Below are 15,367 nucleotides of genomic sequence, written 5' to 3' on the forward strand. Positions count from 1 at the left end.
CGACCGGACCGCGATGACCACCTTCGACAAATCCACTTCCGACAAATCCGGTGCCACAACGGCCGGCACATCCGACGCCGCGACGACGGCGCCCTCGGGATTCGCTCGGATCCCCGGATTCGGCCGTCCCACCGCGCGTTTCGTCCACCGGTGGGCCGTCGCGCTGCTCGTGGCCAACGTCGGGATCGTCGTCACCGGCGGGGCCGTGCGGTTGACCGGATCCGGCCTCGGCTGCCCCACCTGGCCGCAATGCACCGACGGATCGTTCGTGCCGCATCAGGCGCTCGGCTACCACGGGGTGATCGAGTTCGGCAATCGCATGCTCACGTGGGTGTTGATCGCCATCGCCATCGCCACCTGGGTGGCGGTGTGGCGGCAGGCGTCATCGCAACGCCGCAATCGGGTGTTGGTCACCCTGCTCGCGCTGGGTATTCCGTTCCAGGGGGTCGTCGGCGGCATCACGGTGCTCACCGATCTCAACCCGTGGGTGGTGTCGCTGCACTTCCTGCTGTCGATGCTGCTGGTGTCCGGGGCCACCGTCCTGGTGTTCCGCACCACCCCGTATCCGCGGGAACAGTCACCGGCGGGCCTCGCCTCCCGGACCGGGTTGCTGCTGTCGTGGGCGGTGTATGTGGTGACGTGGGTGGCCATCTACCTGGGCACGGTGGTCACCGGATCGGGCCCGCACGCGGGCGACGCCGAGGCCCCCCGCAACGGCCTGACGCCGTCGCAGACCACCCAGCTGCACGCCGACTCGGTGTTCGTGCTCATCGGGCTGGCCGTGGCCGCGGTGGTGGTCACCCGGGTGATGCGACTCCCCCAGTCCCGCGCCGCACTGATCTACGTCGGGCTGCTGGCACTGCAGGGCGTCATCGGAGTGGTGCAGTACAGCACCGACCTGCCGATCGTGCTGGTGTTGCTGCACATGCTCGGAAGCGCGCTTCTCCTGATCGGAGCCACCTGGCTGGTGCTGTGGTTCGGGCAATCCGAGCGGTCGACCGCCGAAAACGTCACACCCGTCCCGGTTCCCTGACACCCGTGCGGCCCAGAGGACGATCCTCGGCGCCGCACGGGTTCGGAGTACGGACGTGTGGTTCTCAGTACGTCAGAGTATCGCCTGGTTACGCGGCTTCGGGAAACGCTTCTGGTGGGCAACCCAACCGGCCATCTGCCGGTAGTGACCGGGCTTGACGTTCGTCGACGAGGTCAGGTCCCGATCCCATTCACCGATCTCGAGTCCGTCGACGGCCTCGACGACGGCGGCGGCGGTGTCGATGTCGTCGACGACGCGGTCACCGAGAATGCCGCCATCCCGACCGACCAGGGTGATGCGGACACCGGCCGCGCCGATCGGCTGCAGGACGGCCGTCGCCGACCCGCCCTCGCGGGCCACGAACTTCCGGATCGAGGAGACGACCTCGCCGGGCAGTGACGCCTTCGGGGCCGGTGCGGCAGGGGCGGATTCGGGCTGGTCGCTCATGGTTGACGAGCATACCGGCGAGCGGGTCACCGGCGACCATCCCCTCGCCGCGAGTGTGAGCGGAGTCGCTGCCCACCCCGAATCCCGCTCTCACCGTGTACTCCGCCGTGTTCATTGGCACAGTTGAGCAATGTCGAGCATCGAGAACACCGACCGCGAGATCCTCACCTGGGAGTTGAACGGGGTGGCCTGCCGGGAACTGGCCCAACAGGTCGCCGACGACGGATTCGTCCCCGACATCATCCTGGGCATCGCCCGGGGCGGGCTCATCCCGGCCGGGGCGATGGCCTACGCCCTCGACTGCAAACTGATGATCTCGCTCAACGTCGCCTTCTACACCGGTGTCGGCGAGACACTCGCCGAACCCGTGATGCTGCCGTCGTTGCTGGAGAGCAGTGGCCTGCACGATCAAAAGGTCCTCGTCGTTGACGACGTCGCCGACTCGGGCAAGACGCTGGCCCTGGTCGATGACTACTGCGAACATCAGGGGCGCGTCGCCGAGGTCCGCAACGCGGTGATCTATCAGAAGCCGCACACGATCACCACACCCGACTACTTCTGGCGAATCACCGACAAGTGGATCAACTTCCCGTGGTCGGTTCAGCCGCCGGTCACCGGAACGGGGCTCGCCGACTCCTGACGGCATCAACCCGGCCCGAACCGGTGGATCCACCCGCGGTGTAGAAACGAGACATGCGAGCAATCGAGGTCACCCGACATGGCGGTCCGGACGTTCTGAGCTATGGCACCGTCGACGATCCGATCCCCGCTCCGGACGAGGTGCTCGTGCGGGTCGCTGCATCGGGAGTGAACTTCATCGACACCTACCTCCGGCGTGGCCTCTACCCGTCCGCGCCGCCGTACATCCCGGGCAGCGAGGGCGCCGGTGACGTCGTCGCCGTCGGAGCCGACGTCACCGACCTCGCCGTCGGTGACCGCGTCTGCTGGTGTGACACCCCGGCGAGCTACGCCGAACTCGTCGCCGTGCGCGCCGCCCGAGCTGTGCGCATCCCCGACGGCGTCTCCGACCAGGTGGCGGGTAGCTCTCTGCTGCGCGGACTGACCGCGCACTACCTGCTCGACGGGAGCGCCCATCCGTCGGCCGGTGACGCGATCCTCGTCCACGCCGGCGCCGGCGGGGTGGGTCTGATCCTCACCCAACTCGCCAAGCGCAAGGGTCTGCACGTCATCACCACGGTGTCCGGCGACGAGAAGGCCGAGCTCTCCGCGGCCGCGGGCGCCGACCACGTATTGCGCTACGGCGACGACCTCGTCGAACGGGTACGCGGACTCACCGACGGTGCGGGTGTTCGCGTCACCTACGACGGGGTGGGCGCCGACACCTTCGATCAGTCGGTCGCGATTACCGGCATCCGCGGCATCGTCGTCCTGTTCGGCGCAGCCAGCGGACCCGTGCCGCCGTTCGATCTGCAGCGTCTCAACGCGGCCGGATCACTGTCGGTGACCCGCCCCACGCTGGCCCATTTCATCGCCGACACCGAAGAACTGCGGTGGCGGGCATCGGAGTACCTCGGGGCCATCGCCGACGGTCTGGAGGTGCGGGTGGGCCAGCATTATCGGCTGGCCGACGCGGCGCAGGCACATACCGATCTGGAGGGGCGGGTAACCACCGGAACCTCGGTCCTGCTGCCGCGCTGAGCAGCTGCCCCGCTGAGCGGTTGTGCGGGCCCGGCCTCAGAACAGGTCGGCGATGATCGGCAGGTTGACGACGGCGTCGATCGCGAGGCCGCAGAAGAGCACCGCGAGGTACTCGTTGGATTGCAGGAAGATCTTCAGCGGCGTGACCTCGGCACCGTTGCGGGTGTCGCGGTACAGCTTGTGCACCCGGCTGAGGAACCAGGCACCGGCGAGGACCGCCACCGCGGCGTAGATCCAGCTCGCGGCCGGGATCAGCACCAGCGAGGCGATGACCGTGGCCCAGGTGTAGAACATCATCTGCCGGGTCACATACTCGTCGGAGGCGATGACCGGCAGCATCGGCACGCCGGCGGCCTTGTAGTCCTCGCGGTAACGCATGGCCAGCGCCCACGTGTGTGGGGGCGTCCAGAAGAAGATCACCAGGAAGAGCACGATCGGCTGCCAACTGAGCGACCCGGTGACCGCGGCCCAGCCGACCAGGGTCGGCATGCACCCGGCGGCGCCTCCCCACACCACGTTCTGCCAGGTGCGACGCTTGAGGATCAGGGTGTAGATGCCGACGTAGAAACCGATGGTGGCGGTCACCAGCAGCGCGCTGAGCAGGTTCGCGGCGAAGTACAGCACCAGGAACGACGCCACCCACAGCAGCAGGCCGAACACCAGCGCACTTCGGGTCGCGACCGCACGGCGCGCCAACGGACGGCGGGCGGTGCGGCGCATCTTCTTGTCGATGTCGGCATCGGCCACCATGTTCAGGGTGTTCGCGCTCCCCGCGCCGAGCCACCCACCGATCAGGGTGAAGGCGATGACCGCGATGTCAACGTGGCCGCGGGAGGCCTGCAGCATCACCGGGATGGTGGCCACCAACAGCAACTCGATGACCCGCGGTTTGGTGAGGGCGATGTAGGCCATCACGGTCGCGCGGGCGCGGCCGATCAACGAGGCGCTGTCCGCGCCGACCGGCGCAGTGTCGGCGGAGCCCGTGGTGCCGTGGGAGTTCGTGGTGCCGTGGGAGTCCGTGGTGTCCTCGGCGGTCACCCGAACCTCGTCGGGCGCGCCGTCCCGGGAAGCAGGCCGGCGAGGCGCGGGGCCGTGGGATGCGCTGCCGTGGGAGGAGGTGTACCGGGAGGCGGCGGCGCCTTCTCCGCTCGCACGTTCCCCAATCCTCACGTCCACTCCTCGCCTGCCCTGGCCGTCTGTTGTCCGGGTGATCGCGTCACGCTCCCTGCCCGCAGGTACACGGTGGTCCGGTGGAGAACCGACCTGACGTCTCACGCCTCGTGGCACATCCAGGGCAGTTGTCCGACTCCAGAAACACTGCGCCACGGCTACTACACAGCATGGTAGACCGTGTGGTTCTCGATCGAAGAATTGAGTGTCGTCACCGTCGAGTCCCTCGGGTGCCGGGCACCGGTCCGGTCGGGCCGATTACTCTGGGTCAGGTGAGGCCCTGCCGATGTCCACGCACGCCGGTTCCGATCCCGGTGTGTCGGCGCGTCGGCCCCCGGTCACAGCATCACCGCACCCCCTCGCATGCACCCCGATAGCAACAGGAGACGGCACCACCGTGGCTGACACAGACGAGATCCGCGAACTCACCACCGCGGTTCACCCGCAGGACTGGACCGAAGTCGATTCTCGCGCCGTGGACACCGCGCGTGTCCTCGCCGCGGACGCCGTGCAAAAGTGCGGGAGCGGCCACCCGGGCACCGCGATGAGCCTGGCGCCGCTGGCCTACACGCTGTATCAGCGGGTCATGCGCCACGACCCCGCCGATGTCGAGTGGGTCGGCCGCGACCGGTTCGTCCTGTCCTGTGGACACTCGAGCCTGACCCAGTACATCCAGCTCTATCTCGGTGGTTTCGGGCTGGAGTTGCCCGACCTCGAGGCGTTGCGCACCTGGGAGTCGCTGACCCCCGGCCACCCGGAGTACCGCCACACCCGCGGCGTGGAGATCACCACCGGCCCGCTCGGTCAGGGCCTGGCGTCGGCGGTGGGTATGGCGTATGCCGCCCGATACGAGCGCGGCCTGTTCGATCCCGATGCCGCACCCGGCACCAGCCCGTTCGACCACTTCATCTACGTCATCGCCTCCGACGGTGACATCGAGGAGGGCGTCACCTCCGAGGCCTCCTCGCTGGCGGGCACCCAGGAGCTGGGCAACCTGATCGTCTTCTACGACAGCAACCACATCTCCATCGAGGACGACACGCAGATCGCGCTGACCGAGGACACCGCGAAGCGTTACGACGCCTACGGCTGGCATGTACAGCACGTCGAGGGCGGTGAGAACGTGACCGCCATCGAGGCGGCCATCACCTCGGCCCAGCAGGTGACCGACCGTCCGTCGCTGATCGTGGTCCGCACCATCATCGGCTTCCCCGCCCCGGACAAGATGAACACCGGCGGTATCCACGGCTCGGCGCTGGGCGCCGACGAGGTGGCCGCCACCAAGAAGGTGCTGGGCTTCGACCCGGAGAAGGATTTCGAGGTCGCCGACGAGGTGATCGCGCACACCCGCACGCTCGGCGAGCGTGGCGCCGCCGCCCACGCGGACTGGCAGAAGAGCTTCGACGCCTGGGCCACCGCCAACGCGAACCGCAAGGCACTGTTCGATCGCCTGTACGCGCACGAGTTGCCGGACGGCTGGACCGACGCGCTGCCGACCTGGGAGCCGGGCAGCAAGGCGCTGGCCACCCGCGCTGCGTCGGGCAAGGTCCTCTCGGCGTTGGCGCCGGTGCTGCCCGAACTGTGGGGTGGTTCGGCCGATCTCGCCGGTTCCAACAACACCACGATGGACGGCGCCGACTCCTTCGGCCCGACCTCGATCAGCACCAAGTCCTGGTCGGCCAACCCGTACGGCCGTACCCTGCACTTCGGCATCCGCGAGCACGCGATGGGCTCGATCCTGTCGGGTATCGCGCTGCACGGCCCGACCCGCGCCTATGGCGGGACCTTCCTGCAGTTCGCCGACTACATGCGGCCGGCCGTGCGTCTGGCCGCGCTGATGGAGATCGACCCGATCTACGTGTGGACCCACGACTCGATCGGCCTCGGCGAGGACGGCCCGACCCATCAGCCCGTCGAGCATCTCGCCGCGCTCCGCACCATCCCTCATCTCGACGTGGTGCGGCCCGCCGACGCCAACGAGACCGCGCACGCCTGGCGGCACCTGCTGACCCGCCGGGATCATCCGGTCGGGCTGTGCCTGACCCGTCAGGGTGTCCCGGTCCTCGAGGGCACCTCCTTCGACGGGGTGGCCGCGGGTGCCTACGTCCTCAGCGATCCCGAGAGCGACCCGCAGGTCGTGTTGATCGGCACCGGTTCCGAGGTCCAGCTTGCCGTCGAGGCCGAGAAGATCCTGGCGGACAAGGGAATTGCGGCTCGCGTCGTGTCCATGCCCTGCTTCGAGTGGTTCTTTGAGCAGGACCAGGCATACCGCGATTCGGTGCTGCCGCCGTCGGTGCCCCGCGTCTCGGTCGAAGCGGGAATCGCCATGCCCTGGTACCAGATCGTCGGGGATTCCGGGGCGATCGTGTCGCTGGAGCACTTCGGTGCCTCGGCCGACTACAAGGTGCTCTTCGAGAAGTTCGGAATCACCGCCGACGCTGTCGCCACCGCGGCACAGGGCGTTGTCGCCGGCTGACCTGGCCGGGCGAGAAGTCCACACCCACGAGAACCCAGGAGAGAATCGTGACCCAGAACGCCAAGCTCGCCGAACTGTCCGCCGCCGGGGTATCCGTGTGGCTGGACGACCTGTCCCGTGACCTGATCTCCTCCGGCGGCCTGCAGGAGGTCATCGACACCAAGTCGGTGGTCGGCGTGACCACCAACCCGTCGATCTTCCAGGCCTCCATCTCCTCCACACGCACCTACGACGCCCAGATCGCCGAACTCGCGGCGCGTGACGCCGATGTGGACGCCACCATCCGCACCATCACCACCGATGACGTGCGTGCGGCGTGCGACGTGCTCGCACCGGTGTACACCGCGTCGGGCGGCATCGACGGCCGGGTGTCGATCGAGGTCGATCCGCGTCTGGCACACCAGACCGACACCACCGTCGCCCAGGCCGTCGAGCTGTGGAAGATCGTGGATCGGCCGAACCTGCTGATCAAGATCCCGGCCACCAAGGCGGGCCTGCCCGCGATCACCCGCGTCCTCGCCGAGGGCATCAGCGTCAACGTGACGCTGATCTTCTCCGTCGAGCGCTACCAGGGTGTGATGGAGGCCTACCTCGCCGGCATCGAGGCCGCGGCCGAGGCGGGCCACGACCTGTCCGCGATCCACTCGGTGGCGTCGTTCTTCGTGTCCCGGGTGGACACCGAGATCGACAAGCGCCTCGACGCGATCGGCACCCCGGAGGCCGTCGACCTCAAGGGCAAGGCCGCCCTCGCCAACGCCCGGCTGGCCTACTCGGCGTATCAGCAGGTGTTCGAGGTCGAGTCCCGGTTCCCCGAACTGCTCGCCAAGGGCGCCAACCCGCAGCGTGCGCTGTGGGCATCGACGGGTACCAAGAACGCCGACTACCCCGACACCCTGTACGTGAGTGAGCTCGTCGCGCCGAACACCGTGAACACGATGCCGGGCAAGACGATGGACGCCTTCGCCGATCACGGCTGGGTCAACACCGACTCCATCATCGGGACTGCCGCTGCCTCCCAGGAGACGTTCGACGCCATCGCGGCGCTGGGCATCGATCTCGTCGACGTCTTCGCCGTCCTCGAGGACGAGGGCGTGAGCAAGTTCGAGGATGCGTGGAACGAACTGCTCGACGCCACCTCCGAGCAGCTCTCCGCGGCGAAGAAGGCCTGAACGCGTGGCGTCGTCCTCGCAGAGCCCGACGTGGAAGAACCCGTTACGCGATCCCCGTGACAAACGGCTGCCGCGGATCGCCGGACCGTCGAGTCTGGTGATCTTCGGTGTGACCGGGGACCTGGCCCGCAAGAAACTGATGCCGGCCGTTTACGACCTGGCCAACCGGGGTTTGCTGCCGCCGTCGTTCGCCTTGGTCGGCTTCGCCCGACGCGACTGGGACGACGAGCATTTCTCCACGGTTGTCCATGACGCGGTGCGACAGCACGCCCGGACCGGTTTCCGGGAAGAGGTGTGGGAACGCCTCGCCGAGGGGTTCCGCTTCGTGCACGGTTCCTTCGACGACGACGACGCCTTCCTGCGGTTGAAGCAGACCCTCGCCAAGCTCGATGAGGAGCGCGGCACGGACGGCAATCACGCCTTCTACCTGTCGATCCCGCCGAAGGCCTTCCCGACGGTGTGTGAGCAGTTGCAGCGCAGCGGTCTGGCCACCGAACGGGACGACCACTGGCGCCGGGTGGTGATCGAGAAGCCGTTCGGTCACGACCTGGAGTCGGCGAAGGAACTCAACGCAATCGTCAACGCGGTCTTCCCCGAGTCGTCGGTGTTCCGCATCGACCACTACCTCGGCAAGGAGACGGTGCAGAACATCCTCGCGTTGCGGTTCGCCAACCAGCTCTTCGATCCGCTGTGGAGTTCGCACTACGTCGACCACGTGCAGATCACCATGGCCGAGGACATCGGCCTCGGTGGTCGCGCCGGGTACTACGACGGGATCGGCGCCGCCCGCGACGTCATCCAGAACCATCTGCTGCAGCTGATGGCCCTCGTCGCGATGGAGGAGCCGATCTCCTTCGAGCCCAAACAGTTACAGACCGAGAAGATCAAGGTCCTCTCCGCGACGCGCCACATCCTGCCGCTTGAGGAGAACTCGGCGCGCGGCCAGTACGGGCCCGGATGGCAGGGCAGCGAACAGGTCCCGGGTCTGCAGGACGAGGAGGGGTTCGCCGCCGACTCGACCACCGAGACATACGCCGCCATCGCCCTGGAGGTGGACTCACGGCGGTGGGCCGGGGTCCCGTTCTATCTGCGCACCGGCAAGAGGCTCGGACGTCGGGTCACCGAGATCGCGCTGGTGTTCAAACGCGCACCGCACCTCCCGTTCGACAAGACGATGACCGAGGAACTCAGCCAGAACGCCCTGGTCATCCGGGTGCAACCGGATGAGGGGATCACGCTCCGGTTCGGTTCCAAGGTGCCCGCGTCGAGCATGGAGGTCCGTGACGTGAACATGGACTTCAGTTACGGCACCGCCTTCACCGAGGCGTCGCCGGAGGCCTACGAGCGGCTGATTCTCGACGTGCTCCTCGGCGAACCCTCGCTCTTCCCGGTCAACGACGAGGTCGAACTGTCCTGGAAGATCCTTGATCCCATCCTGGCGAACTGGGCTGAATCGGGTAAGCCGGACTCCTACGAGTCGGGGACATGGGGACCGGCCTCCGCCGAGGAGATGATGGCCCGGGCCGGGCGGGCGTGGCGGCGCCCGTGAACACCACGGATTCGACGCAACCGGGAGGACACCGATGATCATCGACATGCAGGAGACCTCGACCAACGAGGTTGCCAAGAAGATGGTGCAGGTGCGTGAATCCGGCGGCGCGATCAGCCTGGGCCGCGTGCTGACGCTGGTGGTGGTCGCCGAACACGGCGAACCGACCGAGGCCGCGATCGAGGCGGCCGTCGACGCGAGCAGTGAGCACCCGAGCCGGGTGATCGTGTTGGCGTGCGGTAGCCGCAAGGGCGAGTCGCGACTCGACGCGCAGATCCGGGTTGGCGGCGACGCCGGCGCCTCGGAGGTGGTGGTGCTGGCGATGCAGGGCCCGCTCGCCGATCAACCGCACAGCGTGGTCACCCCGTTCCTGTTGCCGGACTGTCCGGTGGTGGTGTGGTGGCCGGGTGCGGCACCGGAGAATCCCGCCCGTGACCCGATGGGCCGGATCGGCAAGCGGCGCATCCTCGATGCCAGCAAATCCGCTCATCCGGACACGGTGCTCGAGCGTCGCCTGGCGACCTACTCCCCCGGCGACACCGACCTGGCGTGGACACAGATCACCCATTGGCGCGCACTTCTCGCCTCGGCCATCGACCGTCCGCCGCACACCCCGGTGCAGTCGGTGGAGGTCACCGGTCCGGGCCACTCCCCCGGGATCGACCTGCTCGCGGGGTGGTTGCACTGGGCGTTGGGCGTGCCGACCACCCGCTCGATCGGCAGCTTCGAGGTGCGGTTGTTCCGCGACGAGGGGGCCACAGTGCTCTCCATCGATCAGAACGGCAACGCCGTCATCTCCGTTCCCGGTAAGCCCGACGGCCGGGTGGCCATGTTGTCACGTGATCTCCCGGTCTACCTGGCCGAGGAGTTGCGTCGACTCGACACCGATGAGGTCTACGAGCTGTCGCTGCGTGGTGCCGTCGAGGTCGCCCGTCAGGGGGCTGCGTGATGACCACGGAGACACTGGTTTTCGAGGACAAGGCCACCCTTGTGAGTACGGCCGCGAGGCGGTTCGTCGATCTCGTCACCACCGCGCAGGCGCAACGAGGTGTCGCGTCGGTGGTCCTGACCGGGGGCAGCAACGGGATCGCGATCCTCGCCGCGCTGGCCGCCGACAGCGGTTCAATCGACTGGTCGATGGTCGACATCTATTGGGGGGACGATCGTTTCGTCCCCGCCGACGATCCGGAACGCAATTACGGCCAGGCCGTCGAGGCGCTGCTCGGCTCGGTTCCGGTCGATCCGTCCCGAGTCCATCCGATGGCCCCGTCGGACGGACCCCTCGGCGACGACATCGAGGCGGCCACGGCAGAGTATGCGGCCACCCTCCTGGCGGCCGCCGGCGGGGGCGTCTCCCCGGCCTTCGACGTGCACCTGCTCGGGATGGGCGGCGAGGGACACATCAATTCCTTGTTCCCGCACACGCCGGCCACTGCGGAAACCGAGAGAACGGTTGTGGCCGTGGCGAATTCGCCGAAGCCACCGCCTCGTCGCATCACCCTGACGCTACCGGTGGTCAACCGTAGCCGGGCGGTGTGGTTCCTGGTCGCCGGCGCCGACAAGGCGCAGGCCGTCGCCGCGGCTCATGCCGGTGCCGATCCCGCCGACTGGCCGTGCGCCGGAGCCCACGGGACCGAGGAGACCGTGTGGTTCCTCGATCGCGCGGCCGCCGCGGATCTGCCCGACTGAGGCGGCTGACGGCTCGGTTCACTCCCACCGGAAGAACCGGACGGACAGGGCGCCGAGGACCACCGACCAGGCGAGCAGTGTCAGAAGATAGGTCCACGAAGGCCATCCGCCCTGCGCCGAATCGGTGAGCGCCGCGACCGAGGCGCCGCTGGGTGTCGCGTCGGAGATGGCGCGAAGCCACTCCGGCATGCTCTGTCGCGGCCACCACGGGCCGGCGAAGAACTGCAGCACGAAGAAAAGCACGGTGCCGGCGGCCGCGGCGACCTTGTTGTTGGCGAACACCGCCGCGATCATCATGCCCAACGAGATCATGGCGGCTGCCGAGAACACGACCGCGATTGCGAATCCGAGGAGGTTTCGCGGTACCGCCGCGCCGACGATGCCAGGCATGACGACGATGAGGACCACGACCGCGATCTCCACCGCGAACGTCAGGATGACCTGCGCGATCAGCAGTGCCGCAGGGGTTGCCGGAGTGGTGCGCAGACGCTTGAGGATGCCGCGCTCCCGATAGCGCGTCAATGTGTCGGGCAGGATCTGCACGCTGAGCATCACGGACGAGAACATCACCAGGATCGGCTGGTAGACGGCGAACCAGCTGTTCCCGTCCAGGTACGCCTGGGGCTCTCGGGTCGCCGGGATCGCACCGAGCACCACCGCCGCGACCACCGGCAACACACCCACCCAGACCACCAGCATTGGGTTGCGGCGCATCAAGCGCGCTTCGCTGATCAGCAGTGGACGCAGGCCACGCAAACCGGCACGAGAATGCGCATGTCCCAGAAGGGGGGTGGCGGCCATGCCTCAGCCCTCCCCTCGGTCGGCCTCGACCTGTCGGCCGTCTTCTCGATCGACCACCGCCACGAACGCATCCTCGAGCCCCGCCTGATCGACCCGTAGCCGCATGGCCCGCGCACCCTGGTCGTTCAACGCCAGCACCACATCGGTGACGACCTCGGCGTCACCGACCACTTCGACATGATCGCCGTTGTCAACGGTGACGCTGTGCACCGACGGCAGGGCACGCAGGACCGATACATCGATCGGCGCACTGGGTGTGAATCGCAGTTTCTGCGTCGCCGACACCCGGAGGCCAATCCGTCGGGGGTGTCGAGTGCGACCACCCGGCCGTGATCGATCACCGCCACCCGATCGCAGAGATGCTGGGCCTCGTCCATGAAGTGTGACACCAGCAGGATCGTGGTGCCCCGATCGCGCAGTTCGCGCAGCACCTCCCAGACCGCGCGTCGTGCCCGCGGATCCAGGCCGGTGGTGAGTTCGTCGAGAATGGCCAGCCTCGGCTGACCGATCAAGGCGAGTGCCACCGACAATCGCTGTTTCTGTCCGCCGGAGAGCCGGTGGAAGTAGGAGTCGCGAACTTCGTCAAGTCCCAGCCTGGTCAGGAGCATCCCGGCGTCGGCGGGGTCGCGGTAGAACTGCGCGAACAGATCCAACGCCTCGACGACCCTGATCTTGTCGGGCAGGAGACTTTCCTGCGGTTGGATACCGACGACCTCACGCATTGCCGTCTGATCATCTGCCGGGTCATATCCCAGCACGTCGACGTCGCCACCGTCGCGGACTCGTAATCCGCCGATGCACTCGACGGCGGTCGTCTTTCCCGATCCGTTGGGCCCGAGCAGGCCGAAGATCTCACCCTCGGCCACCCTGAACGAGATATCCAGCGCACCCACATCTCCCGGATACACCTTGCGCAGGTGACGAACGTTGATCGCTACCTCGGCTGCGGCCGGCACCCCGCCAGTCTATGGCAGCTCAGGTCGCCGCCGCCTTCGCCTTCGCCTCCACCGCGACGAGCGGATCGCCATGTTTGACCGAGACTGCACCCTGGGCGATCTTGGTGACCGAGGCGAACTTCTTGGTGTTCATCACCACGACGGGAGTGATCAGCGGATAGCCCGCGGCCTCGATCACCGCACGGTCGAAGGTGACCAACGGTGTTCCGGCGGTAACCTTCTGGCCCGCCTTCACCTTGACATCGAAGCCCTCACCCTTCAGTTGCACCGTGTCGATACCGACGTGGATGAGCAACTCGATGCCGCCGCCGAGGACCAACCCGAAGGCATGGCCGGTCGGTTGCGCCGCCACCACCATGCAGTCGGCCGGCGCGTAGACGGTGTCGCCGGACGGGATGATCGCGGCGCCGCCGCCCATCGTGCCGCCGGCGAAGGCGGGATCGGGGACCTCGGTCAGGGAGACCACCGTGCCGTCCAGCGGCGAACCGATGTCGGTGACGTCGCCACCACCGGTCGGCTCCTTGAGACTCATTGCGGCAGGGTCGGAAACGGACGTGGCACCGGCCGTGGCCGGGGCGGCGGTCGCCGCCTCCCCGGCCGCCTGCACGCCCAGGGCGGAGTCGTCGAGCGGAACGGCGCCGGGCGTCTCGAGGCCTTTCGCGCGGGCGGCCTCGAATTCAGCCTGCTGTTCGGGGGTGCGATATCCGGCCAGGATCACCAGCACCATGGCCGTGATGAAGGCGGCGGCCACCGCGATCCCGTACAGTCCGATCGGGTCGAAGGCAGGGATCGTCAGCAACGAGGTGAATACGAAGGCGTTCGTCTTCACACCGCCGCCCACGCCGATGATCACACCGCCGACCAGACAGCCCACGAGCATTCGTGGATATATTCGTTTGAACCGCAGGTGGATTCCGTAGAGCGACGGTTCGGAGATGCCGCCGAGCAGGCCCGCCGCGAGGGCACCGGTGGCGGTCTGGCGCATCTGTGAATCACGCTCCCGCCACGACAGGTACAGGACGCCGGCGGTGGCCCCGAAGCAGGCGAAGTTCCACGCGCCCATCGGCCCCTGGATGAAGTCGTATCCCAGCGTCTGGATGTTGATGAGCATGATGGCGTTGATCGGCCAATGCAGTCCCAACGGCACCATGAACGGATAGGCCAGCGGGATGACGATCGCGAAGATCAACGGGGAGAAGTCGTTGATGGACTTGAGCAGATCACCCAGGCCCGCTCCGACGTACACCCCGATCGGGCCGATGATGAACGCGGTCAACGGGATCATGATCAGCATCGCGAAGAACGGCACGAAGATCAGTTGCACGTTGGACGGGATGAGCTTGTTGAGCAGCTTGTACAGCGCACCGAGCACCGCGGCCATCAGCAACGGCGGGAAGACCTGGGAACTGTAGTCGTTGACGGTCAACGGCAGCCCGAAGACATCGATCGTCTTGACCGTGAAACCGAAGATCGTGTGCGTGGTGGCGATGTCGGCGAACCCGGTGTACGCGGGCAGCATCAACACGGCCATGATCGCGAAGCCCACCCAGGGATCGGCGTTGACCTTCTTCGACGCGTTGTAGGCGATCATCAACGGCAGGAACACGAATACGCACTGCCAGCACAGGTTGATGAACGTCCACGACGGACTCAGCGTGACGCCCGGTGCGTTCCAGGACGGGATGACGTCCAACGTCGCCATCAGCGACATGAAGGTGATGAACAGCGACGCGCCGAGCAGTGCACCGAGAATCGGCCGGAACGAGTCGGACAGGTACTCGAACAGGGTGTCCAGCCAGGCGGTCTTGCCGCGTGGCCCCTGGGCGCGCGCCGCCGCCTTGATGTCGGCGTCCGATGGGGCACCGACGGTCGCCATCGCCGGCAGGTCCATGATCTCGTTGTAGATCGTCTGCACGCCACCGCCGATGATCACCTGATAGCCGGTGGTCGCCTGCGGCACCGCTCCCAGCACGCCGTCGATGGCCTCGACCCGGTCCTTGTCGACTCCGGAGTTGTCGTGGAGCTGGAAACGCAATCGCGTCGCACAGTGGGTGAGGCTGGTGATGTTCTCCGGACCGCCGACCGCCGCGACGATCTCCGATGCCGATGTTGGGGACATGTCTGCACCTCGCAGTCCGAGAAACGCTGTTCATACCCGGACGCGGGCGGTCCCCCAGACGTCTGCAACCGGCCCTGTGACAGTAGAGCGCCGCGAGACAGCCCGTGACCTACTTCACCAAAATCGCGGTTGAATCGGCACCGTCGGTGCGCACCACCCGGTGGAAGTGCACCGAGCATGCACGAAGAGCGGAGACACCCGTTGCCGGGCGTCTCCGCTCTTCGTCACCTCTGTGTGGTTCTTCGTCACCTCTGTGTGGTTCTTCGTCACCTCTGTGTGGTGCGTGTCCTGGCCGGCCC

General features: G+C 67.3%; 13 protein-coding genes. 8 read left to right on the forward strand and 5 right to left on the reverse strand.

What is annotated here, in order from left to right:
- Positions 1-13: 13 nt before the first annotated feature.
- Positions 14-1,033 carry a COX15/CtaA family protein gene (locus tag ACWETB_RS20045; protein ID WP_449742909.1) on the forward strand — a complete coding sequence of 340 codons (1,020 nt, stop codon included), beginning with the start codon at positions 14-16 and terminating at the stop codon, positions 1,031-1,033.
- 72 nt (positions 1,034-1,105) lie between these two features.
- Here ACWETB_RS20045 and ACWETB_RS20050 read toward each other — a convergent pair whose 3' ends face one another.
- The gene (locus ACWETB_RS20050; RefSeq protein WP_449742910.1) at positions 1,106-1,480 is read right to left on the reverse strand and encodes a hypothetical protein; all 375 of its coding nucleotides are present in this window, start codon (positions 1,478-1,480) and stop codon (positions 1,106-1,108) included.
- Positions 1,481-1,610: 130 nt separating this feature from the next.
- On the opposite strand from ACWETB_RS20050, the gene ACWETB_RS20055 reads away from it, so the two are divergent.
- Positions 1,611-2,120 carry a phosphoribosyltransferase gene (locus tag ACWETB_RS20055; protein WP_348803735.1) on the forward strand — a complete coding sequence of 170 codons (510 nt, stop codon included), beginning with the start codon at positions 1,611-1,613 and terminating at the stop codon, positions 2,118-2,120.
- A gap of 53 nt (positions 2,121-2,173) precedes the next feature.
- Complete coding sequence (locus ACWETB_RS20060; protein ID WP_449742911.1) at positions 2,174-3,139, forward strand: quinone oxidoreductase family protein; 966 nt, start codon at positions 2,174-2,176, stop codon at positions 3,137-3,139.
- Positions 3,140-3,175: 36 nt separating this feature from the next.
- Here ACWETB_RS20060 and ACWETB_RS20065 read toward each other — a convergent pair whose 3' ends face one another.
- Positions 3,176-4,078 (reverse strand): heme o synthase, encoded by a 903-nt coding sequence (locus ACWETB_RS20065; protein WP_452213210.1) that lies wholly within the window; start codon positions 4,076-4,078, stop codon positions 3,176-3,178.
- Positions 4,079-4,706: 628 nt separating this feature from the next.
- Between ACWETB_RS20065 and tkt the strand changes: the two genes are divergently transcribed.
- Genes tkt through pgl form a run of 5 tightly spaced genes read left to right on the forward strand, consistent with a single transcriptional unit; the run spans position 4,707 to position 11,192 of the window.
- A complete protein-coding gene (gene tkt / locus ACWETB_RS20070) occupies positions 4,707-6,785 on the forward strand; it encodes a transketolase (RefSeq protein ID WP_449742912.1) in 2,079 nt (692 codons plus the stop codon).
- A 47-nt stretch (positions 6,786-6,832) separates the two neighbouring features.
- Complete coding sequence (gene tal / locus ACWETB_RS20075; protein WP_449742913.1) at positions 6,833-7,954, forward strand: transaldolase; 1,122 nt, start codon at positions 6,833-6,835, stop codon at positions 7,952-7,954.
- Entirely contained in the window at positions 7,893-9,503 is a 1,611-nt protein-coding gene (gene zwf, locus ACWETB_RS20080) for a glucose-6-phosphate dehydrogenase (RefSeq protein ID WP_449742914.1), read from the forward strand. Before tal ends, zwf begins: the two co-directional genes overlap by 62 nt.
- 34 nt (positions 9,504-9,537) lie before the next feature.
- Positions 9,538-10,452, forward strand: a complete 915-nt coding sequence (locus ACWETB_RS20085) for a glucose-6-phosphate dehydrogenase assembly protein OpcA (RefSeq protein ID WP_449742915.1) — start codon at positions 9,538-9,540, stop codon at positions 10,450-10,452.
- Positions 10,452-11,192, forward strand: coding sequence for a 6-phosphogluconolactonase (pgl, locus tag ACWETB_RS20090; protein WP_452213172.1), 741 nt, complete (start codon positions 10,452-10,454; stop codon positions 11,190-11,192). Before ACWETB_RS20085 ends, pgl begins: the two co-directional genes overlap by 1 nt.
- 18 nt (positions 11,193-11,210) lie before the next feature.
- Here the strand turns inward: pgl and ACWETB_RS20095 are convergent, their stop codons facing one another.
- The 3 genes from ACWETB_RS20095 to ACWETB_RS20105 all read right to left on the reverse strand — a co-directional run bounded on the left by ACWETB_RS20095 (position 11,211) and on the right by ACWETB_RS20105 (position 15,068).
- Positions 11,211-11,993 carry an ABC transporter permease gene (locus ACWETB_RS20095; protein WP_452213174.1) on the reverse strand — a complete coding sequence of 261 codons (783 nt, stop codon included), beginning with the start codon at positions 11,991-11,993 and terminating at the stop codon, positions 11,211-11,213.
- A gap of 125 nt (positions 11,994-12,118) precedes the next feature.
- Positions 12,119-12,949: an ABC transporter ATP-binding protein gene (locus ACWETB_RS20100; protein ID WP_452213176.1), complete on the reverse strand. Its 831-nt coding sequence runs from the start codon at positions 12,947-12,949 to the stop codon at positions 12,119-12,121.
- Positions 12,950-12,968: 19 nt separating this feature from the next.
- Positions 12,969-15,068 (reverse strand): glucose PTS transporter subunit IIA, encoded by a 2,100-nt coding sequence (locus ACWETB_RS20105; protein ID WP_449742919.1) that lies wholly within the window; start codon positions 15,066-15,068, stop codon positions 12,969-12,971.
- Between the last annotated feature and the right edge of the window lie 299 nt (positions 15,069-15,367).

The sequence above is a fragment of the Gordonia sp. NPDC003950 genome (assembly GCF_053605205.1).